Origin of the sequence: Bradyrhizobium genosp. A (genome assembly GCF_049949275.1) — a bacterium.
Classification (GTDB): Bacteria; Pseudomonadota; Alphaproteobacteria; order Rhizobiales; family Xanthobacteraceae; genus Bradyrhizobium.
This window is the reverse complement of sequence record NZ_CP188196.1, coordinates 4,921,312-4,948,095: the sequence shown is the minus strand read 5'-3', so window position 1 is coordinate 4,948,095 and position 26,784 is coordinate 4,921,312. Positions and strand designations below refer to the sequence as shown.

Sequence of the window (26,784 nt, the reverse complement as noted above, 5' to 3'; positions counted from 1 at the left end):
GTAATGCCCGTCGAGTCGCGGAACCGGTCTTTTGCCGCGGTCTTGTATAACTATATGTGACAAAGGTTGTTGTTGCCTGACCGGGCGATGGCGATCATGATGGTGGGGGCCATAGAGGACGCGAATGCCGACTTTTTCCCAAAGCCTTGAACAATCCCTGCATCGTGCACTGGCGATCGCCAACGAGCGCCATCACCAATACGCGACGCTCGAGCATCTCCTGCTCTCCTTGATCGATGACTCCGATGCAGCCGCCGTCATGCGTGCCTGCAGCGTCGATCTCGACAAGCTCCGCACGAGCCTCGTCAATTATCTTGAGACCGAATTCGAAAATCTGGTGACGGATGGCGCCGACGACGCCAAGCCGACCGCCGGTTTCCAGCGCGTGATCCAGCGCGCGGTGATCCACGTGCAATCCTCCGGTCGCGAAGAGGTGACCGGTGCGAACGTGTTGATCGCGATCTTCGCCGAACGCGAGAGTCATGCCGCGTACTTCCTGCAGGAGCAGGACATGACGCGTTACGACGCCGTCAATTACATCAGCCACGGCATCGCGAAGCGGCCGGGCGTCTCCGAGGCGCGACCGGTGCGCGGCGTCGACGAGGAGACTGAGACCAAGGGTGCCGAGGACGCCAAGAAGAAGGGCGAGGCGCTCGAGACCTATTGCGTCAACCTCAACAAGAAGGCGCGTGACGGCAAGATCGATCCGGTGATCGGACGCAATTCCGAGATCAACCGCGCGATCCAGGTGCTGTGCCGCCGCCAGAAGAACAATCCGCTGTTCGTGGGCGAGGCCGGCGTCGGCAAGACCGCGATCGCGGAGGGCCTTGCCAAGCGCATCGTCGACAGCGAGGTGCCGGAGGTGCTGGCGGCTGCGACCGTGTTCTCGCTCGACATGGGCACGCTGCTCGCGGGTACGCGCTATCGCGGCGACTTCGAGGAACGCCTCAAGCAGGTGCTGAAGGAGCTCGAGGCACATCCCAACGCCATCCTGTTCATCGACGAGATCCACACCGTGATCGGTGCGGGCGCGACGTCGGGCGGCGCAATGGACGCATCGAACCTGCTCAAGCCTGCGCTCGCCTCGGGCACGATCCGCTGCATGGGCTCGACCACCTACAAGGAATACCGTCAGCACTTCGAGAAGGACCGCGCGCTGGTGCGGCGCTTCCAGAAGATCGACATCAACGAGCCGACGGTCGAGGATGCCATCGCCATCCTCAAGGGTCTCAAGCCGTACTTCGAGGACTATCACCGGCTGAAGTACACCAATGAGGCGATCGAGGCGGCGGTGCAGCTCTCCTCGCGCTACATTCACGACCGCAAGCTGCCCGACAAGGCGATCGACGTGATCGACGAGTCCGGCGCGGCGCAGATGCTGGTCGCCGAGAACAAGCGCAAGAAGACCATCGGCATCAAGGAGATCGAGACCACGATTGCCTCGATGGCGCGGATCCCGCCGAAGAGCGTGTCGAAGGACGACGCCGAAGTGCTCAAGCATCTCGAGCAGACCCTGAAGCGCACCGTGTTCGGCCAGGACAAGGCGATCGAGTCGCTCGCTGCCTCGATCAAGCTCGCCCGCGCGGGCTTGCGCGAGCCGGAGAAGCCGATCGGTTGCTACCTGTTCTCGGGGCCGACCGGCGTCGGCAAGACCGAAGTCGCAAAGCAGCTTGCGGCGTCGCTCGGCGTCGAGCTGCTGCGTTTCGACATGTCCGAATACATGGAGCGGCACACCGTGTCGCGCCTGATCGGCGCGCCTCCCGGCTATGTCGGCTTCGACCAGGGCGGCCTCCTGACGGACGGCGTCGACCAGCACCCGCATTGCGTGGTGCTGCTCGACGAAATCGAGAAGGCGCATCCCGACCTCTACAACGTGCTCCTGCAGATCATGGATCACGGCCGGCTCACCGACCACAACGGCAAGCAGGTCAACTTCCGCAACGTGATCCTGATCATGACCACCAATGCGGGCGCTTCGGATCTCGCCAAGCAGGCGTTCGGCTTCACGCGCTCGAAGCGGGAAGGCGACGACCACGAGGCGATCAACCGGCAGTTCGCGCCGGAATTCCGCAACCGCCTCGATGCCATCGTCTCGTTCGGCCATCTCAGCGTCGAGGTGATCGGGACCGTGGTCGAGAAGTTCGTGCTTCAGCTCGAAGCACAGCTCGGCGACCGCGACGTCACCATCGAGCTGTCCGAGCCCGCCAAGACCTGGCTGGTCCAGCACGGCTATGACGAGCAGATGGGTGCGCGGCCGATGGCCCGGGTCATCCAGGAGCACATCAAGAAGCCGCTGGCTGACGAGGTGCTGTTCGGCAAGCTCAAGGGTGGCGGCCACGTCCGCGTCGTCCTGGTCAAGGACGAGGCCGACGAGACCAAGGAGAAGATCGGCTTCGAGTTCGTCGAGGGGCCGGTCACGCCGAAGCAGGAAAAGCTGCCTGGCGCCCGCAAGCGCCCCCCGGGTAAGCCCAACAAGCCGGGCGGCCCCGGCGGCTCCAAGGGGCCGACCTCGAAGGGCCCGCTGGTCAAGGCCTGATCAATTCTATCAAGAAGCCGGCGTATCGCGAGACCGCCGGCTTTTTGCTGGGGTGATGGGCTTGGTATGCGGGCTTGCAGCTCAAGGAGACGATCGGATGGCCAATCCCACCGGCACGACCACTAAGCCCGCAGCTGAGATCCCGGCTGATGACCTGACGCGCGAACTCACATTAGCCAACCCTGAAGATCCCAAATCGCGCCACATCTCGGTCGCGGGCGGCACTTATACGATCCTCGTGACCGGCAAGGAGACGGGCGGCTGTTACAGTCTGATAGACATGCTCGTGCCGCCCGGCGGCGGTCCTCCGCCGCACCGTCACGACTTCGAGGAGATGTTCACGATCCTCGACGGTGAGATCGAGTTGACCTTCCGGGGCAGCACGTACCGTGCGAGCGCCGGTTCGACGGTGAACGTCCCGGCCAATGCGCCTCACGCATTCAGGAACGTCTCGGACAAGCCGGCACGCATGCTCTGCATGTGCACGCCGGCAGGTCAGGAGGAGTTCTTCATGGCGGTCGGCGACCCCGTCGGCAGCCGTACCGCGCCTCCGCCGAAGCTCAGTGACGCTGAACGGGCCGAGCGCATGCAGCGCGCAAAGTCACTCTCAGCCAGCTACCGAACCCAATTGTTGGCATAAGCACTCGCCGCGAGTTGCTATCGCATCGCGAGCGAGGCGGGTTGCCTGCAGACCGCGGAAGGCCGATGGCATGGCAGCGGATTTTAAGTGCCTGCCGCGGGGGCAGCCGGCGGCCGCGGTTTCTTCTGTACGGGCGGCCGCGGGGGAGGAGCCGATGGCTGCATCGTCACGATGACCGGATTTGGCTTGTGATCGGTTGCCGCGCCCGTTGCGGCATCGACCCCCATGCCGATGACTCCGCCCAGCAAAAGATTGCCGGCAAAGCCGGCTGCGCCTGAGCCCGGTATGTCCCGGCTCAGCGGCACGATCTGCGGCTCATAGCCTTCCTTCTGGAAGGTGATCGAGATGTCGGCGTTCCGCTTGACGACCACGGCGCAAGGCGTCGTGCAGGTGGTTGGAACTTCCAATCCGCTGACTATCGCCTCAACGCCTGAAGGTGTCGATGAGATGCTGATATTTTCGGTCGTGCCGCGCGTGAGCGACGCGCAGCCGCCCAGCATGACGCTGAGCGCCACTATTCCAAATGAACGCATGAAATGCCCCTTATTCCCCGGTTCCAATGAAGCGCAACCGGAGCGGGAGGGCAATACCTCATAGGGCCAGACAGTTGATTCGCGCACAGGTTGGGCGCGGGAGAGGAGGTAACCTGAGCGTGGTGTCCTGCTATTCGCCGCGCAGGCGTTGGTCGTCTTGCACGCGGACATGTTCGGTGCCGCGCGCGCCGGCCGGCGACAGCCGCGCCATGCTCAGCATGGCGCCGCAAAGGGCAAATCCAACGCCGGTGAGGAGCGCGATCCGGGTCCCGTCGACCGGATAGCGGCCGAGGAACAGCGCGACCAGCGCAGCTCCGGTGGTTTGGCCGAGCAGACGCGCCGTGCCGAGCATGCCGCTGGCGCCGCCGGCGCGCTCGCGCGGGGCGGCGGCGATCATGGTGCGGTTGTTAGGCGTCTGGAACAGGCCGAAGCCGGCGCCCGCCAGCGCCATCCGCCAGATCACGTCGAGCGGTGTCGGGCTTGCGGGCAGGAAGGCGAGCGCGGCGAGACCGCAGGCGAACAGCGTCAGCCCGATACCGCCGAGCAGGCCGGCTGGATAGAGCTCGACCAGGCGGCCGGCGAGGGGGGCCGCGAACGCCACCGCGATCGGCCACGGCGTGATCAAGAGGCCCATATGCACGGCCGAGTAGCCGAAGCGGCTCTGCAGGTAGAAGGGGATCGCGACGAAGGCCAGCATCTGCCCGCAGAACGAGGCGATCGAGGTCGCAATCGAGAGCCCGAACACCGGGATGCGCAACAGGTCGACCGGCAGCAGCGGCGACTTCATATGCGTCTCGCGATAGGTGAGCAACGCGCCGGCGACGATCGCGACGGCGAACTGGACGAGGCAGGTGGTTGTCGCCTCGCCATGGCCGACGCTGTCGATCGCGGCGATGCCGACCCCGAAGGTGATCGCCGAGAGCCCCGCGCTCTGCCAGTCGAAGGAATGGCTCGCGGGCGTCGTATGCGGCAGGCTGCGCAGGCCGAGTACGAGCGTGATCACGCCGAGCGGAACGTTGATGGCGAACAGCCACGGCCAGCTGCCGACTGCGAGGATGCCGGCAGCGAGCGTCGGCCCGACCGCGGCGGAGAAGGCGACGACGAGCGCATTGAGCCCGATGCCGCGGCCGAGCAGGTTGCGCGGATAGGTGAAGCGAACCAGCGCCGAGTTGACGCTCATGATGCCGGCCGCGCCAAACCCCTGGATGATGCGCGCGATGGTGAGCAACGGCAGCGTCTGCGCCAGCGCGCAGAACGCGGACGCAAGCGTGAACAGCGCGAGCCCGACCAGATAGACGCGCCGATAGCCGACGATCTCGCCGAGCGACGCCAGCGGCAGCAGTGAGATCGTGATCGCGAGCTGATAGCCGTTGACGATCCAGATCGAGAAGGCGGGGCTCGCATTGAGGTCGGCTGCGATCGTCGGTAGCGCGACATTGGCGATGGCGCTGTCGACGACAGCCATGGTGATGCCGAGCGCAATGGTCAGGATCGCCTGATTGCGCTGGGGCTGTGGCAGGCCGTCGGCATGCTCGATCGGGACGGACGACATGGTGGAGGCGTGCTTGATTCGAGCCGTGATGATCCCCGGATTAGGAAATTGCGCTGACCATCGCAACCCGGCAGGACACGGACGGTTCCTGCTCACCAGCGCGATGTCGCCTTGCCGAAGATGTAGAGGGCAACGAGCCCAATGGTCACCATTGTAGAGACGATCACCACGGTGCGATCCCAGTCGATCCGTGTCCGCTGGGCGCGGTCGAGATTGAGGGCCGTGAACAGGGCCTTCATGGCAAATCGGCGCATCGTGCTGCCTCGCAAGGCCCGCACGATGGCACGATCCATGTAGGCCGGATTGATGCAGCTCAAATCAGGCCAGCCCCTGCGGGTAAGCCAACTACACCGGCGGCGGTGCTCGTCGCGGCCGCTGATTGATGGCGCGGCCTTGGAAGCAGATCGCTGCATCTGCGACGCGCGAAGTGATGGCTGTCAGTGCCGCAGCCGACTCTGCCGGAAGTCGCGCGGTGACATTCCGAAATGCTCGCGGAAAACGCGACCAAAATGTGAGAGGTCGTTGAAGCCCCAGGCAAACGCGATCTCGCTGATGTGGCGCTGGGCTAGCACGGGCGAGGCGAGGTCGCGCTTGCACTGGGCGAGACGCTCGGCAAGCACATGGCGCTGGAACGAGGTGTCCTCGTCGGCGAGGAGATCGTTGACGTAGCGCGAGGAGATGCCGAGCGCGGCGGCGGTCTCGGGAAGCGAAAGGTCGGGGTCGGCAAGACGGGTGCGGATATGCGCCTTGAGCCGGTAGAGCAGAGCGGAGCGATGGGTCGAGGACGGCAGCGATGTCCCGCCGAGCCGCTCGCTCAGCGCCATGGCGAGCAGGTCGACGGCTTGCTCGGACAGGGCGGCGGCGCTGTTGGGCGGGAGCCGGTCCGCGCTCTGGCACAGGCGGAAGATGAAATCATAGGCGAGCCGCTCGAGCGGTACGTCGGCCGCGAATGTGATCGCGGTGAGTGTCTCGGTGCCGCCGAGCCGGCGCTGCAACATCTCGCGGGGCACCTTGAAGATGGTCTGGGAGAACGTGTCCTTGAACTTCAGCTCGTAGGGACGCGTGGTGTCGTAGAGCGCGAACTCGCCGGGATGGATCACGGTCTCTCGACCATCCTGCACCACGCCGCCATCGCCGCGATTGCCGAGCGCGACGAGAATATAATCCTGATCCGAGCGCGCGATGCGCGAGGGCGTGCGGAAAACGTGCTGACGGTCGGAGCAGACCTCGGAGCAAACGGCCTTGCCGAGCGCGACTTGCGTGACCGAGCCGTGAAAGGCACTGCCGAGGTCCGACTTGCAGTCAAGCCCGACGAAGACGTCGCAGACGATGTCCTGCCAGAGGGCGAGCCGGCGGTAACCGGGGCTGCCGTCTGTCGTGAACTGGATTGGCATCTCACAGGCCTCCCTTTCACATCCAGCAAAACCGCATGGTGGTGCAGATCCAGCCTGACCGCAGGCAAGTTCCGTACCGGGGCGGCGATCCCTTCCAGTCGAGTTTTTGTTCCGCCGTGGTCGAGCGCGCGGCCGCCCGGCTTGGCCCTATAGACTGCATCGGACGAGGTCTCCGATCAACCGGCAATGGAGGCGGCAATGGGCATCGAACATCCGAAATACAAGGTCGCGGTGGTGCAGGCGGCGCCCGTCTGGCTCGATCTCGACGCCTCGATCGACAAGTCGATCGCGCTGATCAGGGACGCCGCGGAGAAGGGCGCCAAGCTGATCGCCTTTCCGGAAGCCTTCATCCCCGGTTACCCCTGGCATATCTGGATGGACTCGCCGGCCTGGGCGATCGGCCGCGGCTTCGTGCAGCGCTATTTCGACAATTCGCTGTCCTATGACAGCCCGCAGGCCGAGCGCTTGCGCGATGCTGTCCGCAAGGCGAGGCTCACGGCCGTGATCGGCCTGTCCGAGCGCGACGGTGGTAGCCTTTATCTGGCGCAATGGCTGATCGGGCCCGACGGCGAGACCATCGCCAAGCGCCGCAAATTGCGGCCGACCCATGCCGAGCGCACCGTCTATGGCGAGGGCGACGGCAGCGATCTTGCGGTCCATGCGCGCTCCGACATCGGCCGCATCGGCGCGCTGTGCTGCTGGGAGCATCTCCAGCCGCTGTCGAAATACGCCATGTACGCCCAGAACGAGCAGGTGCATGTCGCGGCATGGCCGAGCTTCTCGCTTTACGATCCCTTCGCGCCGGCGCTCGGCGCCGAGGTGAACAATGCCGCCTCGCGCGTCTATGCGGTGGAAGGCTCCTGCTTCGTGCTCGCGCCTTGCGCGACGGTGTCGCAGGCGATGATCGATGAGCTCTGCGACCGGCCGGACAAGAACGCGCTATTGCACGTTGGCGGCGGCTTCGCCGCGATCTATGGCCCCGACGGCAGCCAGATTGGTGACAAGCTCGCGCCGGACCAGGAAGGGCTGTTGATCGCCGAGATCGACCTCGGCGCCATCGGCGTCGCCAAGAACGCGGCCGATCCCGCCGGGCACTATTCGCGGCCCGACGTCACGCGGCTGCTGCTCAACAAGAAGCGATACCAGCGCGTCGAGCAGTTCGCGCTGCCGGTTGATACTGTCGAACCCGCCGACATTGCCGCGGCAGCGAGCTGATCACTGAGATTGAGGGGAGGGCACGATCATGGAATCCGCAATTCCTCTGCATCTCGAGACTCAACGCACGCGTCACAAGCGCGTGCCGGACGATTACCAGCCGCCATATCCATCGTTCGTGGCGCGATACAAGCCCGCCGTGAGCCGCGTCGTGATGGCCTATTTCGGCGTGCAGCATGGTGGGGCGACGCCGGCGGCTGCGACGGAAGCGCTCGCTGAAATCGCCGGGCTGTTCGCCGGCGAGGGTGGTCCCTCGCATTGGGACCGCGCTCACTATGTCGATCAGGCCGGCCACACGAACATTGTCTCGGTGGCCTATTGGGACGACATCGCGCGCTTCGACGCCTGGTTTGCGCCGGCGCGCGAGGCGTGGACCGGAAAGGACCGCGAGGGGATTGGCACCTTCATCGAGGTGCTGCGTCCCGCGGTGGCGCGGCACGAGACGCTGTTCTCCTCGCTCGGCAGGCCCGAAGGTGTCGCGGTGATCGCGGACGGCATGAGCGGCGAGGTGCAGGAGCACGCCTATTGGGGCGGCATGCGCGATCGCATTCCGCTGTCGCAGACCGATCCAATGTCGCCGGGTGGCGATCCCGAGCTGATCCGCGACGGCGCACGGCTGCGCGTGAAAGCGCACGACAATCTCTGCCTGATCCGCTCCGGGCAGGACTGGAGCGATACTGAGGCGTCCGAGCGAAAGCTCTACCTCGACGACGTCGAGCCGGTGCTGCGCGAGGGCATGGACTTTTTGCGTGACGACGGCCTCGGTATCGGCTGCTACGCCAACCGCTACATGCAGGTGCTCTCGGCTGACGGCAAGGCGAGTGAAAAGTCCTACGGCCAGAGCTGGTGGAAAAGTCTCGCCGCACTGGAGCGCTGGGCGGAATCGCATCCGACCCACGTAAAGATCTTCGGTGCGGCGATGAAATATCTCTCGACGCTGGGGCCGTCAGCGAAGCTACGGCTCTATCACGAAGTCACAGTGGCCGCCGCCGACGAGCAGTTCTTTGAATATCTGAACTGCCATCCGAAGACGGGTATGCTTGCGGCGGTCGGGACTGTTACCGCCTAGGCGATGCAGCGGCCGAGCAGCTCCGGATGCGCGGCGCAGATGTGATGCGCGCCGGCGTCCTGCAGCTCGGCCTCGCTGCCATAGCCATAGAGCACGCCGATCGCCGTCATGCCGTTGGTCCGGGCGCCGACCACGTCGTGGCTGCGGTCGCCGATCATGATGGCGCTGCTCGCATCGACCCTGGTCTCGTCGAGCGCGTAGCGCAGCAGATTGCGCTTGTCGACGCGCGTGCCGTCGAGCTCGGAGCCGAACACGCGCTCGAAATAGGGCTTTAGGCCAAAATGATCGACGATGCGGGTGGCGTAGACCGCGGGCTTGCTGGTTGCGACGAACATGCGCGGCGTCGTCGCGGCGAGCGTCGCCAGCGTATCCATGATGCCGGCATAGGCCTCGTTCTCGAACAGGCCGATGTCGCTAAAACGCTCGCGGTAGAGCAGAAGCGCCCGGTCGGCGAGTTCCGCGCTGCCCGTGAGCTTTCGCAGGCTCGCATGCAGCGGCGGCCCGATGCACCAGGTCAGCTCGTCCTGGCTCGGCACCGCGAGGCTCAGCCGCTCCAGCGCATACTGGATGGAGCGCGTGATCCCGGGTTTCGGGTTGGTCAGCGTGCCGTCGAGATCGAAGAAGATAGTCGTCATCAGGAGCCGGCTCGCATTGAAACTGCCGGTTCGTTGCTAGTCGGATCGGGTCTCAAGTCAAGACCCGTTGCATCATTGCTGTTTCGCCCATTCGACGATCGCAGTGGCATCCGCGCCCGCCCGCGCCTCCCAGGCGGTGATCGTTCCCGTCGCGGCCGTTCGGAGCGCCGCGACCAGGGATTGCGGTGCGGGCTCGGCGATGTTGACGCCGTTGTCGCGCATGCGCGCGTAATTCTCGGTTGTGCGATGGGCCAGCAGCGCGAACTGGCTTTGCTCGGTCTCGGCTGCGGCGGCCAGCACCTCGCGCTGCATCGGCTCTGGTAGCGCGGCAAATGCCTCGGTGCGGACGAAGGCGATCGAGACCGGCATCGCGTAGTTGATGGCCGTGAAATAGGGCAGGAAGTCCCACAGCTTGCGTCCCGCGCCGCCATCGCCGGAGGTGAGGAACGCGTTCAGTTGATGCTCCTTCAGGCCGGCAAGCGCTTTGTCCATCGGCAGGAACTGTGCGTTTACTCCGGCCGCCTTCATCACCTCGCTGGAATTGGCATCGTAAGCCCGCAGGTTAAGTTTCGGCAGATTGTCGCCGCCTGCGAGCGCGCGGTCCGACCACAAGCCCGTCGCTGGCCAGATCGTCAGATAGAGCAGCTTGAGGCCGCGGGCGGCGAGGGCTTTTTCGTAGAGCGGCCGTGCGCGTGCATTGGCGGCGCGAGCGATGTCGACTGATTGCACCAGGAAGGGCAGGGTCGAGAGGCCGAGCACGGGATCGAGGCCCGAGAGCGCGCCCGCAAAAGCGTCGCCGCCCGCGATCCGGCCGTCCAGCGCCGCGCGCGGCATCTCGCCTGAGCTGATCTTCAGCTGATTGTCGAAGGCGTTGGTTAGGGTCACGAATCCGTTTGTGCGCGCGGCCACGCGATCGGCGAAAGTTGTGAGCCCGATGCCGGATATATTGTTATCCGGATATTCGGTGGTCATCCGCCAGCTGACTTGCGCCATGGCAGGCGCGGCAGGCAGGATGAGCGTAGCGAGGACGAGGATCGCGCGGATCCGTTGAGTGGGGAAACGCATTGGGAAAAGCAGGTCAGACAGCATAGACTGGCAACTCGACGAACCATGGCACGATGCCACGATATGGCAGATCATCTTGTTGCACGCCACGCCGGCGCCCGCCACCGCGATGCTTGGGCACGGTTGACGCGAATTGCATCACTCATCGTTGCCGCGTGGCTGGTCTCGGCGACAGAGGTGGCGGCCTGGGACAGTTCGCCGGCAAAGACCAACGTCGCCGTCCCCAGCGTCGAAGAGCTTGCGATGCCGCCGGAGAAGCCGACGGATGGCCGCGAGAGCGACACGCGGGAATCGATCTGCCTGATCGTGGAGGCAGCCGCGCGCGATGCCAATCTGCCGCTGGAATTCTTCGCCCGCGTGATCTGGCAGGAAAGCCGCTTCCAGGTCGATGCTGTGGGCCCGATGACGCGTAGCGGCGAGCATGCGCAGGGGATCGCGCAGTTCATGCCGGGCACCGCAAGCGAACGCGGGCTTCTCAATCCGTTCAATCCGGTGCAGGCCCTGCCGAAATCGGCCGAGTTCTTGAACGAGCTGCGCAATCAGTTCGGTAATCTTGGTCTCGCGGCTGCTGCCTACAATGCCGGCCCGCGGCGGGTGCAGGAATGGCTCGCCGGCACCGGTGGCATGCCGGAGCAGACGCGCAACTACGTTTACGCCATCACCGGCGCGACGGTTGACGCATGGGCCAAGGCCGGCAGCACCGGCAAGGGACCGCCGAGCTCACCACCGACGAGCTGTCGCGACCTGATGGCGCTGCTGAAACGTGCACCGAACCCGTTCGTGGCCGAGCTCGAGCAGCATGTCGAGCTCGCCGCTGCGAAGATCTGGGGCGTTCAGCTCGCCGCTGGCTTCGACCGCAACAAGGCGCTGGCGATGTACTCCCGCGCCGTCACGCGCCTCAGCGCCGTGATCGGCGAACGCGATCCCAGCCTGTTGAGCTCGGTGGTGCGCAGCCGCGGTTCGCACGCGTTCTACCAGGTGCGCATCGGCACCGACACGCGCCCCGAAGCGGACGATCTCTGCAACCGCATCCGGAAAGCGGGCGGGGCGTGTTTCGTGCTGAAGAACCGGGGCGTCAACGGGTAGGGAGCGCGCGCATGCCAGCCCCGCCGCGCGATTCCTTGACGCGGCCGCCCGCATTGCCCGTTATGCAGGCACGATTCTGCAACCTCAGCCGGCCGTCCCGTGGCGCTTCCTCCGCTCGATTCCCCTCAATGGCAAAGTCCGTGGCGTGCTTTCGCCTGGGGGCTGCGCTCGATCACGCAGACGATCCTCACACTCGTCCTGTTCGCGACCTATCTCGGTATTGGTGCGCTCGCCCATGACAGCCATTTCAGCCTGGTCTGGGCACTTTGCTCGACACTGTTCGTCTGGGCCGGCCCGGCGCAGATCATTTTGATCACCACGCTGGGCTCGGGCGCGACCATTGTCCAGTCGGCGATCGCGGTGACCGTCAGCGCGATCCGGCTGTTTCCGATGGTGGTCTCGGTGCTGCCGCTGATGCGCACGCCGACGACCAAGCGGCGTGAGCTGTTCTTCGCGGCGCATCTCACGGCCGTGACACTGTGGGTCGAATGCCATCGTTTCCTGCCGCAGGTGCCGCGCGAGAGGCGCATCGCCTTCGTCAACGGGCTCGGCTTCGGTCTGGTCTCGGTGTGTCTCACCGCCAACACGGTCGGCTATTTCCTCGCCGCCAACCTGACCAAGACATTGGGCGCAGCGATTCTGCTGCTGACGCCATTGTCCTTCCTGTTCTCGACCGCGCGCAACAGCCGCGAGGTCGCCGATGTCGTCGCACTCGCGCTTGGGGTTCTGCTCTATCCGCTGGCCGCGAAGATGAACTCCGGCCTCGACATCCTCGTCAGCGGCTTGGCGGCGGGCACGATCGCTTATGGCATGCACTGGTGGCGGGAGGTGTGCGCATGAGCGCCGCGCAACTCATCGGCGACTGGCAGGCGCTGGTCGTGCTGTTCGTCGCCGGCGTCATCCCCAACCAGATATGGCGCATGCTGGGCCTGTGGTTCGGCGGCGGCATCGACGAGGGCTCCGAGCTGCTGGTCTGGGTGAGGGCGGTCGCGACCGCGATCCTGGCCGGCGTCATCGCCCAGATCGTGGTCGAGCCGCCCGGCGCACTCGCCAGCGTGCCGGATGGCTTGCGCTACGGCGCGGTGGCCGCCGGCCTCGTCGTGTTCCTGCTGACCCGCCGCTCGATCTTTGCGGGCGTTGTCGCCGGCGAAGTCTTCATGCTGGCCGGCAAGTGGTGGTTGGGCTAAAACCGCCTCCGAACAGCCAAGGAACTGGAAATATGGTTCGCGAAAACGAACTCCGCGAAGGCGAGGTCGCCATCGAGCTGCCATCCGCGGAGGATGCCGGCCTCGTCTTCATCGGTCGCATCCGCACGCCCTGGACCTCGCGGCTGGAGACGCCGCGCCAGGGTCGCGCCGACGGCCCGGTGTGCCGGCTCGAGATCTTCGAGCCGTTCGTGCCCGCCATCAAGGGCGTCGATTTCTACAGCAATCTCGAAGTGCTCTACTGGCTCGACAAATCGCGCCGCGACATTGTCCTGCAGAGCCCGAAGAACAACGAAAAAACCCGCGGCACGTTTTCGCTGCGCTCGCCGGTCCGGCCCAATCCGATCGGCACCTCGATCGTCAAGCTTGTCGGCATCGAGGGCAGCACCATTCTCGTGCGCGGCCTCGATTGCCTCGACAACACGCCGCTGATCGACATCAAGCCTGATCGCTGCGAGTTCACGCCACTGGCTGCGCCGCAGCCGGGGGATTTTCAAACGGAGTGAAGATCAGCTCTTCAGCGCCGCAATCAGCTTCGCCGCGTTCTCGTCCAGCACCTTGGCATCCTCCTGGCGGGTAGCGGGCGGCAGCATCGCGATGCCGTCGTGCCGCGGCATCACGTGCATGTGCAGGTGAAACACCACTTGGCCGCCGGCGGCCTCGTTGAACTGCACCACCGTGATGCCGTCGGCCTTGAACGCCTTCATCGCAGCCGCGGCGATCTTGTGCGCGCCGCGGGCGACGTGAGCATAGTCGTCGGGCTTGATGTCGAGGATGTTGCGGGCCGGGGCCTTCGGGATCACCAGCGTGTGGCCTGATACCCGCGGCATGATGTCGAGGAAGGCGAAGACGTGCTCGTCCTCGTAGACCTTGTGGCAGGGCAGCTCGCCGCGCAGGATTTTTGCAAAGATGTTGTTGCTGTCGTAGGCGGTCATGGCAACGGCTCCCAAAAATTTGCGCTTACTGTCACCAGCCTCGCGCGTGCGTCAAGGCGCCTCGTCGATGCCTTTCCGGAAGGGGCCGAGCTCGGCCAGCTCTCGTCCGGCCTCGGCGACATAGGCGCGCTCGCGCTTGAGGTAATCGTCGATGGCGCGGCGCAGGCCGGGGTCGGCGATGAAGTGGGCGGAATGGGTGGTCCGCGGCAGGTAGCCGCGCGCGATCTTGTGCTCGCCCTGCGCGCCGGCCTCGACATTCCCAAGCCCGTGTTTGATCGCGAAGTCGATCGCCTGGTAGTAGCAGACCTCGAAATGCAGGAACGGATGATGCTCGACCGCGCCCCAGTTGCGGCCGAACAGCGTGTCCGAACCGATGAAGTTGATGGCGCCCGCGATCCAGCGATCATTGCGGCGGGCCATCACGAGCAGCACGTCCTGGCTCATGGTCTCGCCGATCAGCGAGAAGAATTCGCGCGTGAGATAAGGACGGCCCCATTTGCGCGAGCCGGTCTCCATGTAGAATTCGAAGAAGGCGTCCCAGGCGTCCTCGGTGATGTCCTTGCCCGTGAGCCAGTGGATGGTGATGCCCGCAGCGAGCGCATCGCGCCGCTCGCGCTTGATCGATTTGCGGTGGCGCGAATTCAGCGTCGCCAGAAAATCGTCGAAGCTTCCAAAGCCCTCGTTGCGCCAGTGGAACTGCTGGTCGGTGCGTTGGAGGAAGCCGTGCCGGGCCAGCAGCTTCCATTCGGCCTCGCGGGCGAAGGTGACGTGGACCGAGGAGGCCTTGCTGACGCCGCACAGCGCCACTAGGCCGCTCGCCAGGGTCTCCGTGATCAGCTCGTGGCTGACGCCGTCGCGGACCAGGAGCCGCGGCCCCGTCGCCGGCGTGAAGGGAACAGAGACCTGCAGCTTCGGATAGTAACGGCCGCCGGCGCGCTCATAGGCGTCGGCCCAGCCGCGGTCGAAGACGTATTCGCCCTGGCTATGCGATTTCAGATAGCAGGGCACGACGCCGGCGACACGGCCGTCGATCTTGGCCACCAGATGCCGCGGGCCCCAGCCGGTGCGGATCGTGGCCGAACCCGATTTCTCGACGGCGGAGAGAAACGCGTGCGAGACGAACGGGTTATAGGCGGGCTTTAAAAGGCCGAGAGAATTGCCTGGAAGCCTGCTTGAGGTTCCCGCGCCATGCCCATTGCAGGCCTTGCCAGGATCCTTGCCGGGATCCTTGCCAGGACTGGCGCAGGCGTCCCAATCCTCCGGCGACACTTCGCCAATCGACGGTACGGCTTCGAGCGTGATGTCGGATGATGCCATTGCGCCCAAGATCGTGCATTGCAGCAGCGACTTCAAGAGGGCGGGAACATCAAGCCTGCGGCACGAACCCTTCAAAGATCATCTGATCGGCATATTGCCCAACCCGTGTCCGTTGCTCCGGCGTACGCACGGTCCAGCCGAGCAGGGCGCAGCCGAAGATGTTGCGGGCGATCCAGGGAGCGGGCGCCGGCAGGTGGTCGACCTTGAAGGCGACGAAATGCGGCTGGGTCTGGAAGCCATGGCGCAGGTACAGCATGCTGTCGCGTTGCTGCGGCGTCAGATAGGCCCAGTACTCGTCCTCATAGCTCCGCTGCGCGACGATGCCGCGCGGGCGGGAGGGCAGCAGCTCGCGCAGGGCAAGGACCTGGTCGGGGTCGAAGGACATCCCGACCGCTTGGCCCTGATACGACGCCAGCACCTCGGCCATCCGCTTCACCAGCTTGCGGTCGCCGTCAAAATGGCTCTTCACCTCGATCACCAGCGGCACGCGGCCGGCAACCATGGCGCAGAGGTCGCTGAGCGACATCATCCGCTCGGGCGTATCCTTGAACTTGATGGCCTTCAGCTCGGCCGTGGTCCTTGCGACCACCGGGCCGGTGGCCTCGGTGAGGCGGCCAAGCGCGTGGTCGTGGTGCACCATGGCCTCGCCGTCAGCCGAGAGCTGGATGTCGACCTCGATCGAAAAATTGCCCGCAACCGCCGCCTGCACCGCGCCCGGCATGTTCTCGACAATGCCGCGGGAGATGTCGTGCAGGCCGCGATGGGCGACCGGCCGTGCTGTCAGCCAATCCGGAGCTCGCACGATGCCGGCCTCAGGCGACCTCGAACACGCCTTCGACCTCGACCGCCGCATCCGCGGGCAGCGAGGCGACACCGACGGTGGTGCGGGCGTGGCGGCCCTTGTCACCGAAGGCCGCGACCATCAGGTCTGAGGCGCCGTTGAGAACCTTCGGCCCGTCCAGGAAGTCCGGTGCGGAGTTGATGAAGCCGCCGAGGCGCACCACGCGCACAACCTTGTCGAGGTCACCAAGCGCCGCCTTGACCTGTGCGAGCAGGTTGACGGCGCAGCCGCGCGCGGCCACAGCACCTTCCTCGAGCGAGACGCCCGCGCCCAGCTTGCCCTTGGCGATCAGCTTGCCGGCGGGATCGAAGCAGACCTGGCCGGAGACGAACAGCAGATTGCCGGTGCGCACGAACGGCACGTAATTGGCGACGGGAGTGGGGGCCTCGTGCAGCTTGATGCCCTGTTCCGCCAGTTTCTGCTCGACCGTGCCCGCCATGTCTCGACCTCGATGTCTGAAAAATCATCCGCTCCGGCGCGTCTGGTGACCGCCGGGCGCGCCCTGTTTCGCCCATCATGCCGCTACATGCAAGCAAGCCGATAGGGCGGTCGGACCCCCGGGGTGGACTGCATTTTTCTGAGGCAGGTCAGGAGGTTCAACGGAGAGGCGCAACTTTACGTGAAACCGCCGCAGTTGCGACGCAATGGAACGGTCATTAAAGTGTCGAATCTGCGCGTCCCCAGGGAACAGATATGTTGCACCTTTTCCGGACTTCACTCGGTGTGATGGCGCTCGCGGCGGCTGCTGTCGGCGCCGGTGGCGGCGTCCATGCCGCGAACGGTCCGTTTCTCGCACACCAGGCGCTCTATGATCTGAGCCTGGTCAAATCGCGCTCCAATTCCATCAACAGCGCGCGCGGCCGCATCCTCTACAATTTCGCCGGGAGCAGCTGCGAGGGTTACACGTCCGAATTCCGCCAAGTCTCCGAGCTCGACAGCGGCGAGGGCAAGATGACGCTCAGTGACCTCCGCTCCAATTCCTGGGAGGACGCCGCGGGGAAAAGCTACCGCTTCAAGATCGAGACGCGAATGAACGAGACCGAGGCCGGCCTGGTCGACGGCTCGGCCGAGCGCGACGGCGACCACATCAACGTCAAGCTCAAGTTGCCGGCGCCGAAGAATTTCACCCTCGACGGCAAGATCGTGTTTCCGACGGAGCAGATCCAGCACATCATTGCGGCGGCCAAGGACGGCAAATCGCTCCTTGAGCTTTCCGTCTATGACGGCTCCGACGATGGCCAGAAGGTCTACAACACCTTGACCGTGATCGGTCAGCCGATCCCCGCCGACCGCACCGCTTCGCCCGATCCGTCGACGTCGGACGAGCACATGAAATCGATGAAGCGCTGGCCGGTGACCGTCAGCTATTTCGACCGCGACGTCCCGCAGAAGGAAGGCGAGCAGACGCCGGTCTATGCGATGTCGTTCGAGCTCTATGAGAACGGCGTCTCCCGCCAGCTCGTGCTCGACTACAACGATTTTGTCATTTCCGGCGCGATGGGCAAGTTCGACGTCAAGGACAGCAAGCCCTGCAATTGAGGGCCGAGGCTAGCCCTCGACACAGTCTCCAGCTACGCTCCCTCCCAACCACAAACTCCGGGAGCCAGCCCATGCCCAAGCTCGACCATCTCCGCCCCAGCGGCCTGCACCACAATCCCGCTTATTCCCACGTCGTCACCGCCTCGGGCGCGCGCACGATCTACATCTCCGGCCAGGTGTCGGTGGACGAGGAGGGACGGATCGTCGGCGAAGGCGATCTCGCCGCGCAGACCACGCAGGTGATGCAGAATCTCGGCCACGCATTGAAAGCGGCTGGCGCGAGCTACTCGAATATCGTGAAGATCACGACCTTCGTCGTCGGCTACAAGCCGGAGCTACGTCCGGTCATCGGCAAGGCCCGCTCGGCCTTCTTCGAAGGCATGGAGCCGCCGGCCTCGACTCTCGTCGGCGTCTCAGCGCTTGCCGCGCCGGAATGGCTGATCGAGATCGAGGCGATTGCGGTCGCGGACTGAGTGTGCGGCCCGGGCGGCCTCAGGCTGAGGAAGGACGGAGCGATGCGCTGACGGCACTCCCTCCTTGCTGAGGAGCGCCGGCTCACGCTTCTGCAAAAAGCGAAAAACAACCCCATGCACAGTAGAAACGCGGTTGCCGAACGGCACAATTCCCGATCGGTCAAGCTATTGCAGCGTCGAGCAAATCAGCAGCAAGGGGCAAGCAACGTGGCAACTGCGGCAAGGGTTGGTCTTCGCAAGACAACGACGGACCACGCCAATTCGCCAACGCGCGGAAATCGCTCAGGAATTGCAGTTCAAGGCCAGCCCGTATTTCGTATTTAGCGAATTTCGTTTGACGCGTCGGGCAAAACAGTGGCACGATGTCATGATACCGTCTTTCGCAAGCAGCACTAGCCAGTCGCCGCGACGCTGAACGTCTCGGCCTTTGGGATTCGCCGAACGAGCGATCGTTCATTTCATGCTGAACCAGATACTTCGTGACTGCGAGGCCGGCAGTTTAAGCGATGGTCCCGCACCGTCACCGCAATTGTCGTGTCTCACTTACGGGGTGCAGTCCAGTGCACTAAATACAATCATTCTTCCTCCGTCGACGGCTTCGGCCCGCGCTTGGCTGGCTTGAGGACGCGCCCGGTCTGGCGCTCGATGCGGGCGAGAAAGCGGTTGTCTCCGAGCGGGCGGCCGATGCTCTCCGCAGCGCGCAGTGCGTCGAACAGATCGGCTTCCGGTTCGGTTGCCAGCAAATCGCCGAACTCCGGAAAACGATCGCGGATCGGCGCCAGTGCGGTCAGGCCGTCGGCCTTGCCGCGCAGATGCGCGCGCGTGCTCGACCAGCGCCAATCCTGCGCCCGCTTCACCAGGCGCGCCCGCACAGGATTGAGCGACACGTAGCGTAGCGCCGCCGCAAGATGCTGTTCGTCCATCGCGACGGCACCGAAACGTCCTTGCCAGAAATGACCGGTGCGCTTGCGCCGCGCCTGGATGGTCCCGGCATAGCTGCGGTGAACGCGCGCAAGCGCGTGGCGCAGCCCGTCGGGATCGGATGGCACCAGGATGAGATGCACGTGGTTGGGCATCAGGCACCAGGCCCACACCTCGACCCCGGCGGCCTTGCAATTGGCCGCGAGCAGGTCGCGATACAGCGCATAGTCGCCGTCCTCGAAGAACGTGCGGGCACGACCGTTGCCGCGCTGGGTGACAAGGTGGGGATGACCGGGAATGACGACACGAGCAAGACGAGCCATGTCGCATCATGCCCGCAAAACCGGCCGGTGTCAATTTAGTGCACTGTCACCGTAATATCCGATCGCTTTAAATCGCTTTAAACAGATAAATAGTGTACTTAGTAAAGCATTCAGTGAACGACCCGCGGGCGGCCCTTCTTCTCGGGCCGCCAAGAGCACCCGTATTGATACCTTAGGCACTTGCCGTGACCACTACACAAAACTTCAACACACTCTCTTTCGACGTTGCGAATGCGATCTGCAGCCGATGGAGCTCGATTGCGGATGATGTGCCAAGCTACTTACTTCAGTTGGAGACGGCAGGATTCAAGGCCTTCCTTTCAAGGATCCAGTATCTCGAAGCCTTCGCTAAAGGGGAAGATGAGCTTCTCCTTCATCGCCAGTGCGCCATGGCGTTGGTTAGAGAGAGATACGGGCAGCCACAGTCTCTCAACTTGCCCGGCTTCGATCTCATGCGAATCTATCGCTCTCCCTTCCTGGAGTCCTTGAGAAGGGGGAGAGACCGTGAGAATGGGTGTTCCGAACGAGGGCTCTCATCTCGATACGAAATGACAGAGGCTGCGTGGAGGACTGAAATTGATCCCTGTTTCCGTCGGTTGCGACAGGAAGCTACTCAAAATCCGCAAGCGCACCAGCTTCGTTTCGCTGCCGTGCTGGAAGAGGTGAGAAAAGCCGCGAAAGACGAGGCCATTCGGCATCGGAGCGTTCGGGAAGGAGATTGCGATTTCGCAGACGAATTCTGTCGGTATTCATTCCTTACTCAGATCATGGAACGTGAGGCCGCCGCCTATGGGTTTTCCTACGATCGGGCGAAATCACGCGCCAAGTATCCCGTATTTTCAAAGACGATCGTTGATGGCTGGGATCTTTGTTGGTCGATAGAGAAAGGAGTCGCTTTTTTTCCGGGGCCCGCCCCTGGGCTTTGTGCACTGTCTCCATATCTGCACCTGAGAGATAGCCGGTTGAAAGGCAAGCTCGCCAGACCCGCTCCGGGCACGATGCTGGCGATCGCTTATGCGGAAACGGTCTATTCATTCTCGGTGGCTTATTGGGAGGTCGATAGCCTGGCGCAGCTTGAATGGGCTGTCAGGGCCCATCTTTTTCTTTATGGCCGGATCGCCTCAAAGATTGAAGATGGCATCCGAAGTGTCTTGATCTCGTAGTAGCGAAGCCTTTCGCCCCTGGTCGGACAGCATTAGTGCAGACGTAATTGAGCGCACCGTAAGGCCCACCCTAATGCCGGGCTAAAGGTTCCTCGTTTCTGACATCGTCCGCAGCAGCACCATCGCGCCGTCAGCCCGGTTAGCCGGCACGAAGAGGTGGTCGTGATGAAAGGCCGACACGGCGTTCACGCTGATGCCGGCTGCGGCGAGGCGCGCGGTGGTGGCCGCTAGAAACCCTACAGCATCGAGCGCGGAGTGAACCGTCAAGGTAATCAGGCGCGAGGCGAATGCGTAGCTTAGTCCTGTTGCTTCGGCTTCCTCACGCAGGATGACCAGCGTCGTCCCTTCCTGCTCGCGGAACGTCAGCAGCGGATTGAGTGCTGCGGGAATGCGCTCGTTTGGAGCGATGGTGCAGAACACGAAGATGCCCGGCCGCAGCTCGGGCTTCATGTGTCTCAGCAGCGCAGCGAGATCGCGTTCGGGGGTCATCACTCCTGCGCCTTCTCCGGCCCGTCATATGCGATGCCGCGGATCACCGCGGCACTGCCGAACTTCTTGCGCAGGCTGTCGACCGCTCGCTCGGCATGCGCGGCGCGGCGGTCGAGCATGTCGGTGTCGTCGGCGGGGGAGCCTTCGCGCAGCGCGCTGACGCCGGCGCCCATCAGGCGGAAGGCGGTGCCGTCGATTTCTTTCGCCAACATCTCGCGGCAGATCGAGAAGATTTTTGCGGCAAGCTGCGTCGGCGCTGCGATCGACTGCGAGCGTGTGCGCTGGCGGAAAGCAGCGGTCTTCAGTTTTAGCGTGACGGTCGAGCCGGCAAGCTCGCTGCTCTTGAGCCGGGACGACGTCATCTCGCACAGCCGCCACAAGATCTTTTCCAGCGACGCGAAATCGCGGATGTCGGTCTCGAACGTGGTCTCGCTCGAAATCGTCTTGGCGCCACGATCGGCCTCGACACGGCGGTCGTCGATGCCGCGCGCGAGCCGCCACAGCCTGCGGCCGTCGCTCGGAAACTGCCGCATCAGCTCGATCTCGTCGGTCTTTTGCAGATCGGCGATGAGGCGGAAGCCGCGCTGCACGAGGCGCTCCTGCGTCGCAGGTCCGACGCCGAAGATGAAGCCGACCGGCCTCGAAGCCAGCATCAAACGCGCTTCGTCCTGGTCGAGCGCGGCAAAGCCGCGCGGCTTGTCGAGATCGGAGGCGATTTTTGCCAAAAACTTATTGCAGGACAGGCCGACCGAAACGCTGATGCCGACATCGCGCTCGACGTCGCGGGCAAAGCGCGCCAGCACCTTGGCCGGGATCATGCCGTGCACGCGCTCGGTGCCGGAGAGATCGAGAAAGGCTTCGTCGATCGACAGCGGCTCGACCAGCGGCGTCAGCGCCTGCATGGCCTGTCGCACCTCGCGGCCGACGCGGACATACTTCGCCATGTCCGGCCGGATCACGATCGCATGCGGGCAGGCTTCCAACGCCCTATACATCGGCATCGCCGAGCGCACGCCATAGGTGCGCGCGATGTAGCAGGCGGCCGACACCACGCCGCGCTTGCCACCGCCGATGATGACGGGCTTGTCGGCGATGTCAGGATTGTCGCGCTTCTCGACTGTCGCATAGAAGGCGTCGCAGTCGATATGGGCAATGGTCAGGCGCGCGAGCGCGCGGTGGCGGACGAGGCGAGGGGAACCGCAGGCGGAACAGCGCCGCACGCCGATATCCAGATCGGCCAGACAATCCCGGCAGAAGCAGCGGGGCCCGGCCGGATCGGGGACGTTCACGGCACGTCGCGCTCCCAGGTCCGGTCGCCGAGCGCATCGCCCAGCACCTGCCGCGCTGCGGCAACGTTGGTCGGATGCAGTTCCGAGGACTTGGCAAAGGCCTTCACAGTGTCGTCATCGCGCAGCACGAAATCGAGCACGCTGAGCAGGAAATGCGGGTCCGAGGCGGCGTTCCGGAGCGTCTCCGGGCCGACCCCTGTCTCAGCCAGGAACAGGCCCAGCCTTTCAGGGTCGCCCGCAATAAAGGACAGCGCCTGAATCGCAACGATTTCAGCGACTTCGCGAGGGTTGTGAACAGCCTTTTTCACGGGCCCGGTTTGCCTTTCCGTTAACTTTCGGTGTCTACTTTGGAATATGCCCGAGTCTTGGGACTGAGTCTTGGCCTTGAGTCTTGGCCTCCAGTCTTGGCCTTGAGTCTTGCGGGCCGAGGCAAGCAACTGGAAACCACATCGCAGAAAGTGGCCCCTCGGGTTTAACGAAACTCAAGCGAATCTGAGGCTAGTTTGAATCCAGTTTTCGAAGCGCCGGAAAGCGGCGCCTGAGGCGTCACATGCATCGGTCTTCAGGACCAAACAGGAGGGCGGGATGGCTAAGACCGTCCTGATCGTGGAAGACAACGAGCTCAACATGAAGCTCTTCCGCGACCTGTTGGAGGCGCACGGCTACCAGACCTCGGGAACCAGCAACGGCTACGAGGCGCTCGACCTCGTGCGCAAGATGCGGCCCGATCTGGTGCTGATGGATATCCAATTGCCGCAGGTCTCCGGGCTCGAGGTGACGCGCTGGATCAAGGACGATCCGGAGTTGCGCGCCATTCCCGTCGTCGCGGTCACGGCCTTTGCGATGAAGGGCGACGAAGAGCGCATCCGCGAGGGCGGCTGCGAAGCCTATTTGTCCAAGCCGATCTCGGTCGGCAAATTCATTGAGACGGTCCGGCGTTTCATCGGATAGGAAGTGAGTTCAAAGTGTCCGCGCGTATCCTCGTCGTCGATGACGTTCCTGCCAACGTCAAGCTGTTAGAGGCCCGTCTCTCCGCCGAATATTTCGACGTGATGACGGCCTCGAACGGCACCGAGGCGCTGGCGCTGGCCCGCCGCGCCGAATGCGACATCATCCTGCTCGACGTGATGATGCCCGACATGGACGGCTTTGAAGTCTGCCGCCGCCTCAAGACCGATCCGGCCACGCACCACATTCCCGTCGTGATGGTCACTGCGCTCGATAGCCCATCCGACCGCAACCGCGGGCTCGAGGCCGGCGCCGACGATTTCCTGACAAAGCCCGTCTCCGACGTCGTGCTGATCGCGCGAGTGCGCTCGCTGACGCGGCTGAAGATGATGACGGACGAGCTGCGCATGCGCGCCATCACCTCGCTCGAGATCGGCATGCAGGCGCCCGAGCGCAGCGCCATCGCCGATGCAGGCAAGAGCGGCCGCATCTTGCTGGTCGACGACCGGCAGTCGTCCTATGAGCGGCTGGCGACGATCCTCGCCGCCGAGCACACCATCGACGTCGAGCCGCATCCGACCGAAGCGCTGTTCCACGCCGCCGAGGGCAACTACGACCTGCTGATCGTCTCGCTCGACTTGAACAATTTCGATGGCCTGCGGCTCTGCAGCCAGGCCCGCTCGCTGGAGCGCACCCGCCACGTGCCGATCCTTGCGATCGCAGAGGCCGAGAACTCGACACGGCTGCTCCGCGGCCTCGAGATCGGCGTCAACGACTATCTGCTGCGCCCGATCGACAAGACCGAGCTCCTGGCGCGCGCCCGCACCCAGATCCGCCGCCGCCGCTACACCGATCATTTGCGCGACAACGTGCAGAACTCGATCGAGATGGCGATCACCGACGCGCTCACCGGCCTGCACAATCGCCGCTACATGGAGAGCCATCTGGCGACGCTGGCCGAGCAGGCCTCGACCCGCGGCAAGCCGCTGGCGCTGATGATTTTGGACATCGATTATTTCAAGTCGATCAACGACAATTACGGCCACGACGCCGGCGACGACGTGCTGCGCGAATTCGCCGTGCGTGTCCGCAAATCGATCCGCGGCATCGATCTCGCCTGCCGCTACGGCGGCGAGGAGTTCGTGATTGTGATGCCGGAAACCGATCTCCACGTCGCCGGCATGGTTGCCGAGCGCCTGCGCCGCTCGATCGCCGGCGAGCCCTTTGCCGTCCACAAGGGCGCCAAGCACATCGAGGTCACGATCTCGATCGGGCTCACGACGCTGGAGCAGAAGGGCGAGGCGGTCGCCGACGTCCTCAAGCGCGCCGACACCGCGCTCTATCGCGCCAAGCACGACGGACGAAATCGGGTGGTATCGCAGGCGGCGTGAGGCCGCTGGCGGCACGCCTCGTCCTCAGTGTCGTCCCGGCCTAGTGCGCAATTGCGCACGGGGGCCGGGACCCATAACCCCAGGAATGGGTTGTGGCGCGAGCTGGTAACTCCGAGTTTTCGCCAAACTACGGCCTGTGGCTATGGGTCCCGGCCTTCGCCGGGACGACAGCTATGATTGCGGCGAGTGCTTGCTCTTCACCGGCTTCGCCGCATCACCACCCACATCCACCCCCGCATTCCGCAACAGCACTGTCGCCGCTTCCTTCGCCGCACGCGCCATCGCGGGATCGTCGCGGACGAGGTCTTGCGCGATGGAGCCGTCGACCAGCAGCACGAGCTGCGTTGCGAGCGCGTCGGCGTCCGCAACACCGAGCTCAGTGAGCCGCTCGCGAAACCAGACGCGGCGGCTTTCCTTGAAGGCGATGGCGATCTTCTTCACCGCGCGATCCGTCCGCCCGAGTTCGGCGACTGCATTCACGAACGGGCAGCCGCGAAAATCCTTGGCCGCAAAGCGCCGCTCCAGCGAATCGAAGGTGGCGAGAATCTGCTCGGCCGGCGGCTTGTCGGAGGGGCGCTGAGCCACGAAGCGGCGCGCCAGATAGGCCGCGATCAGCGCGTCCTTGGACGGGAAATGGTTGTAGAGCGTGCGCTTGGAGATGCCGATCTCGGCTGCGATGGTGTCGACGCCGATGGCGCGAATGCCTTGCAGATAGAACAGCTTGTCGGCGGTCTCGAGGATCCGCTCTTTCATCGTCTGTGGGGCGGGCGGGGGAGCCATGCGGCCGGATAAGTCCTGTTCGCTTGACAGTCCGCCTCTTCTATAGACTAATTACACAGGTCTGTGTAACCAAAATCAACGCGAATTGCAGACGCCGGCACGCGTGCCGTGCCCACGAGGGAGAACAACAATGCCCCTGTTGCAGGTCCTGCGCCCCACACTTCCGATCCTGATCGGCGCCTCGATCATGCTGACCTTGAGCATGGGGCTGCGGCAGTCGCTCGGCATCTTCATGCAGCCGCTGACGCAGGACATCCACCTCTCGGTGTCGGACTTCACGCTGGCGCTGGCGGTGCAGAACCTCGCCTGGGGCTTCCTTCAGCCGCTCGCAGGCGCGATGACTGTGCGCTACGGCTTCCGTCCCATTATGATCGTCGGCGCCCTGATGTACATCGCAGGCCTTGTCTTGATGACGACCGCGAACGGGCTGATCAGCATCATGATCGGCGCCGGCGTGCTGATCGGCACCTCGCTCGCCTGCACCGCGGCGGCGATCGCGATGTCGGTGGCGGCGCGCGCGGTGCCGGCGACGGTGCGCTCCACCGTGCTCGGCATTGTCTCCGGCGCGGGCTCGCTCGGCGCGCTGCTGTCGGCGCCGATCGGGCAGATGCTCAACGAGGGCTTTGGCTGGCGCATCGGGCTTGCCGGCTTCGTCGTCATGTCGGTGCTGATGATCCCCGCCGCCTGGTACGCCGGCCGCGTCGACGCCATCCCGCTGCCGAAGCCGGCGGCCGACGACATCGGCGATGCCACGGCGGCCTCCGTTGCGAAGTCGGCGTTCGGCAATGCCTCCTTCGTGGTGATGACCTGCGCCTATCTCGTCTGCGGCATGCAGCTCGTGTTCCTCACCACGCATCTGCCGTCGTATCTGGCGATCTGCGGCCTCGATCCGATGCTGAGCGCGCAGACGCTCGGCATGATCGGCGGCTTCAACGTGCTGGGCTCGCTGTTCTTCGGCTGGGCCGGCCAGCGCTGGAACAAGCTGGCGCTGCTCGGAGGCATCTACGTCCTGCGCTCGCTCGCGCTCGCCTGGTATTTCATGCTGCCGGCGACCTCGGCCTCGACGCTCTTGTTCGGCGCCATCATGGGCTTCCTCTGGATGGGCGTCGGCCCGCTGGTCGCAGGCGCCGTCGCCGAGATGTTCGGCCTGCGCTGGCAGGCCATGATCCAGGGCCTCGCCTTCATGAGCCACCAGATCGGCAGCTTCCTCGGCGCCTATGGAGGAGGAGTGATCTACGACGCGCTCGGCTCCTACAATATGGCCTGGCGCATCGGCGTCGCGTTGGGACTGGCCGGCGGCATCATCCAGGTGGCGTTCGCGCTGATCCGGCCATCGCAGCCGCCGGCGCCGGTGTTGCGGACGGCGTAGGCAGGGCGTCGCTCTCGTGTCCCGGACGCAGCGCAGCGTCACTTTGACGGTGCGCTGCAGAGCCGGGGCCCATGTC

Annotated in this window: 29 protein-coding genes; 14 read left to right on the top strand and 15 right to left on the bottom strand. The window is 64.5% G+C overall.

What is annotated here, in order from left to right; all coding sequences use genetic code 11:
- Positions 1–124 precede the first annotated feature (124 nt).
- Both clpA and ACP2YP_RS23085 read left to right on the top strand, forming a co-directional pair.
- A complete protein-coding gene (clpA, locus tag ACP2YP_RS23090; RefSeq protein ID WP_027530068.1) occupies positions 125–2,536 on the top strand; it encodes an ATP-dependent Clp protease ATP-binding subunit ClpA in 2,412 nt (803 codons plus the stop codon).
- 97 nt (positions 2,537–2,633) lie between these two features.
- The gene (locus tag ACP2YP_RS23085; protein ID WP_426418631.1) at positions 2,634–3,176 is read left to right on the top strand and encodes a cupin domain-containing protein; all 543 of its coding nucleotides are present in this window, start codon (positions 2,634–2,636) and stop codon (positions 3,174–3,176) included.
- A gap of 83 nt (positions 3,177–3,259) precedes the next feature.
- Here ACP2YP_RS23085 and ACP2YP_RS23080 read toward each other — a convergent pair whose 3' ends face one another.
- The 4 genes from ACP2YP_RS23080 to ACP2YP_RS23065 all read right to left on the bottom strand — a co-directional run bounded on the left by ACP2YP_RS23080 (position 3,260) and on the right by ACP2YP_RS23065 (position 6,655).
- A complete protein-coding gene (locus ACP2YP_RS23080; protein ID WP_426418630.1) occupies positions 3,260–3,709 on the bottom strand; it encodes a translation initiation factor 2 in 450 nt (149 codons plus the stop codon).
- 130 nt (positions 3,710–3,839) lie between these two features.
- Positions 3,840–5,261 carry an MFS transporter gene (locus tag ACP2YP_RS23075; protein WP_426418629.1) on the bottom strand — a complete coding sequence of 474 codons (1,422 nt, stop codon included), beginning with the start codon at positions 5,259–5,261 and terminating at the stop codon, positions 3,840–3,842.
- Between the two features lie 92 nt (positions 5,262–5,353).
- Positions 5,354–5,515: a hypothetical protein gene (locus tag ACP2YP_RS23070; protein ID WP_426418628.1), complete on the bottom strand. Its 162-nt coding sequence runs from the start codon at positions 5,513–5,515 to the stop codon at positions 5,354–5,356.
- 183 nt (positions 5,516–5,698) lie between these two features.
- The gene (locus ACP2YP_RS23065; RefSeq protein ID WP_426418627.1) at positions 5,699–6,655 is read right to left on the bottom strand and encodes a helix-turn-helix domain-containing protein; all 957 of its coding nucleotides are present in this window, start codon (positions 6,653–6,655) and stop codon (positions 5,699–5,701) included.
- A 198-nt stretch (positions 6,656–6,853) separates the two neighbouring features.
- Here ACP2YP_RS23065 and ACP2YP_RS23060 point away from each other — a divergent pair, with 198 nt between their 5' ends.
- Entirely contained in the window at positions 6,854–7,870 is a 1,017-nt protein-coding gene (locus tag ACP2YP_RS23060) for a carbon-nitrogen hydrolase family protein (protein WP_426418626.1), read from the top strand.
- A 28-nt stretch (positions 7,871–7,898) separates the two neighbouring features.
- On the top strand, positions 7,899–8,939 hold the full coding sequence (locus tag ACP2YP_RS23055) for a phenylacetaldoxime dehydratase family protein (protein ID WP_426418625.1): 1,041 nt from the start codon (positions 7,899–7,901) through the stop codon (positions 8,937–8,939).
- Here ACP2YP_RS23055 and ACP2YP_RS23050 read toward each other — a convergent pair.
- Both ACP2YP_RS23050 and ACP2YP_RS23045 read right to left on the bottom strand, forming a co-directional pair.
- Positions 8,936–9,574, bottom strand: a complete 639-nt coding sequence (locus ACP2YP_RS23050; RefSeq protein ID WP_426418624.1) for an HAD family hydrolase — start codon at positions 9,572–9,574, stop codon at positions 8,936–8,938. The two genes, ACP2YP_RS23055 and ACP2YP_RS23050, sit on opposite strands and share 4 nt — an antisense overlap.
- A 72-nt stretch (positions 9,575–9,646) precedes the next feature.
- Positions 9,647–10,663 (bottom strand): TRAP transporter substrate-binding protein, encoded by a 1,017-nt coding sequence (locus ACP2YP_RS23045; protein ID WP_426418623.1) that lies wholly within the window; start codon positions 10,661–10,663, stop codon positions 9,647–9,649.
- 39 nt (positions 10,664–10,702) lie between these two features.
- Between ACP2YP_RS23045 and ACP2YP_RS23040 the strand changes: the two genes are divergently transcribed.
- The 4 genes from ACP2YP_RS23040 to tsaA all read left to right on the top strand — a co-directional run bounded on the left by ACP2YP_RS23040 (position 10,703) and on the right by tsaA (position 13,436).
- Entirely contained in the window at positions 10,703–11,725 is a 1,023-nt protein-coding gene (locus ACP2YP_RS23040) for a transglycosylase SLT domain-containing protein (protein WP_426418622.1), read from the top strand.
- Between the two features lie 99 nt (positions 11,726–11,824).
- Entirely contained in the window at positions 11,825–12,565 is a 741-nt protein-coding gene (locus tag ACP2YP_RS23035) for an AzlC family ABC transporter permease (RefSeq protein WP_426418621.1), read from the top strand.
- Positions 12,562–12,912, top strand: a complete 351-nt coding sequence (locus ACP2YP_RS23030; protein WP_426418620.1) for an AzlD domain-containing protein — start codon at positions 12,562–12,564, stop codon at positions 12,910–12,912. The genes ACP2YP_RS23035 and ACP2YP_RS23030 overlap by 4 nt, the downstream gene beginning before the upstream one ends.
- A 32-nt stretch (positions 12,913–12,944) precedes the next feature.
- Complete coding sequence (tsaA, locus tag ACP2YP_RS23025; RefSeq protein WP_426418619.1) at positions 12,945–13,436, top strand: tRNA (N6-threonylcarbamoyladenosine(37)-N6)-methyltransferase TrmO; 492 nt, start codon at positions 12,945–12,947, stop codon at positions 13,434–13,436.
- 3 nt (positions 13,437–13,439) lie between these two features.
- Here tsaA and ACP2YP_RS23020 read toward each other — a convergent pair whose 3' ends face one another.
- The 4 genes from ACP2YP_RS23020 to ACP2YP_RS23005 are packed head-to-tail and all read right to left on the bottom strand — an operon-like array spanning position 13,440 to position 16,462.
- Positions 13,440–13,865: an HIT domain-containing protein gene (locus tag ACP2YP_RS23020; RefSeq protein ID WP_426418618.1), complete on the bottom strand. Its 426-nt coding sequence runs from the start codon at positions 13,863–13,865 to the stop codon at positions 13,440–13,442.
- A 51-nt stretch (positions 13,866–13,916) separates the two neighbouring features.
- Complete coding sequence (locus ACP2YP_RS23015) at positions 13,917–15,182, bottom strand: GNAT family N-acetyltransferase (protein WP_426418617.1); 1,266 nt, start codon at positions 15,180–15,182, stop codon at positions 13,917–13,919.
- A gap of 49 nt (positions 15,183–15,231) precedes the next feature.
- Positions 15,232–15,984 carry a glycerophosphodiester phosphodiesterase gene (locus ACP2YP_RS23010; RefSeq protein WP_426418616.1) on the bottom strand — a complete coding sequence of 251 codons (753 nt, stop codon included), beginning with the start codon at positions 15,982–15,984 and terminating at the stop codon, positions 15,232–15,234.
- A 10-nt stretch (positions 15,985–15,994) separates the two neighbouring features.
- Positions 15,995–16,462, bottom strand: coding sequence for a RidA family protein (locus ACP2YP_RS23005; protein WP_426418615.1), 468 nt, complete (start codon positions 16,460–16,462; stop codon positions 15,995–15,997).
- Positions 16,463–16,716: 254 nt separating this feature from the next.
- Here ACP2YP_RS23005 and ACP2YP_RS23000 point away from each other — a divergent pair, with 254 nt between their 5' ends.
- Complete coding sequence (locus ACP2YP_RS23000) at positions 16,717–17,562, top strand: cell envelope integrity EipB family protein (protein WP_426418614.1); 846 nt, start codon at positions 16,717–16,719, stop codon at positions 17,560–17,562.
- Positions 17,563–17,633: 71 nt separating this feature from the next.
- A complete protein-coding gene (locus ACP2YP_RS22995) occupies positions 17,634–18,035 on the top strand; it encodes a RidA family protein (RefSeq protein ID WP_426418613.1) in 402 nt (133 codons plus the stop codon).
- Positions 18,036–18,610: 575 nt separating this feature from the next.
- On the opposite strand, the gene ACP2YP_RS22990 is transcribed toward ACP2YP_RS22995, so the two are convergent.
- On the bottom strand, positions 18,611–19,279 hold the full coding sequence (locus tag ACP2YP_RS22990; protein WP_426418612.1) for a transposase: 669 nt from the start codon (positions 19,277–19,279) through the stop codon (positions 18,611–18,613).
- Positions 19,280–19,464: 185 nt separating this feature from the next.
- Between ACP2YP_RS22990 and ACP2YP_RS22985 the strand changes: the two genes are divergently transcribed.
- Positions 19,465–20,442, top strand: coding sequence for a hypothetical protein (locus ACP2YP_RS22985; RefSeq protein ID WP_426418611.1), 978 nt, complete (start codon positions 19,465–19,467; stop codon positions 20,440–20,442).
- 81 nt (positions 20,443–20,523) lie between these two features.
- Here the strand turns inward: ACP2YP_RS22985 and ACP2YP_RS22980 are convergent, their stop codons facing one another.
- The 3 genes from ACP2YP_RS22980 to ACP2YP_RS22970 are packed head-to-tail and all read right to left on the bottom strand — an operon-like array spanning position 20,524 to position 22,528.
- Complete coding sequence (locus ACP2YP_RS22980) at positions 20,524–20,931, bottom strand: ACT domain-containing protein (RefSeq protein ID WP_426418610.1); 408 nt, start codon at positions 20,929–20,931, stop codon at positions 20,524–20,526.
- Positions 20,931–22,220 (bottom strand): DNA polymerase IV, encoded by a 1,290-nt coding sequence (locus tag ACP2YP_RS22975; RefSeq protein WP_426418609.1) that lies wholly within the window; start codon positions 22,218–22,220, stop codon positions 20,931–20,933. The genes ACP2YP_RS22980 and ACP2YP_RS22975 overlap by 1 nt, the downstream gene beginning before the upstream one ends.
- A complete protein-coding gene (locus ACP2YP_RS22970; protein ID WP_426418608.1) occupies positions 22,217–22,528 on the bottom strand; it encodes a DUF3572 domain-containing protein in 312 nt (103 codons plus the stop codon). The genes ACP2YP_RS22975 and ACP2YP_RS22970 overlap by 4 nt, the downstream gene beginning before the upstream one ends.
- A gap of 277 nt (positions 22,529–22,805) precedes the next feature.
- On the opposite strand from ACP2YP_RS22970, the gene ACP2YP_RS22965 reads away from it, so the two are divergent.
- Positions 22,806–23,171, top strand: coding sequence for a response regulator (locus ACP2YP_RS22965; protein ID WP_008566616.1), 366 nt, complete (start codon positions 22,806–22,808; stop codon positions 23,169–23,171).
- Between the two features lie 14 nt (positions 23,172–23,185).
- Positions 23,186–24,559: a PleD family two-component system response regulator gene (locus ACP2YP_RS22960; RefSeq protein ID WP_426418607.1), complete on the top strand. Its 1,374-nt coding sequence runs from the start codon at positions 23,186–23,188 to the stop codon at positions 24,557–24,559.
- Between the two features lie 171 nt (positions 24,560–24,730).
- Here ACP2YP_RS22960 and ACP2YP_RS22955 read toward each other — a convergent pair whose 3' ends face one another.
- Positions 24,731–25,339 carry a TetR/AcrR family transcriptional regulator gene (locus ACP2YP_RS22955; RefSeq protein ID WP_426418606.1) on the bottom strand — a complete coding sequence of 203 codons (609 nt, stop codon included), beginning with the start codon at positions 25,337–25,339 and terminating at the stop codon, positions 24,731–24,733.
- A 130-nt stretch (positions 25,340–25,469) separates the two neighbouring features.
- Between ACP2YP_RS22955 and ACP2YP_RS22950 the strand changes: the two genes are divergently transcribed.
- A complete protein-coding gene (locus ACP2YP_RS22950; protein ID WP_426418605.1) occupies positions 25,470–26,708 on the top strand; it encodes an MFS transporter in 1,239 nt (412 codons plus the stop codon).
- Positions 26,709–26,784 lie beyond the last annotated feature (76 nt).